1 protein-coding gene is annotated in these 261 nt (G+C 46.4%); it reads right to left on the bottom strand.

Features of this window, described 5'->3' with window-relative positions:
* On the bottom strand, nucleotides 1-261 hold a 261-nt coding region (locus LJE09_RS17685), incomplete at both ends, for a transposase (RefSeq protein WP_227296454.1).

The following is a 261-nucleotide window of genomic DNA, read 5'->3' as shown; positions in this document are numbered from 1 at the left end:
TTGTCCTGTGTCCCAGGTCTTTTTCTCTCCGGATATTCCGGATATCCCCTGCAACAACACAGGTGATCCCCTGTTCCCGGCAGTATTCTGCAAGATATCTTGTGACTTTGTGCAGATAATCCGTTACTGAGTCATGTTTTCTCTTATATAACTTCCTGATATGTTTCGATGTGACCGGATGCTTTACTCCCTTTCCGGACTGCTGTCCATACCACTGGGCCTGCACCCTTGCGATCTCTTTATGGAAATATCTTTCCAGTG

This window comes from Blautia sp. DFI.3.45, assembly GCF_020593505.1.
GTDB lineage: Bacteria > Bacillota > Clostridia > Lachnospirales > Lachnospiraceae > Blautia_A > Blautia_A wexlerae.
This window is presented reverse-complemented; position numbering and strand designations above follow the sequence as displayed.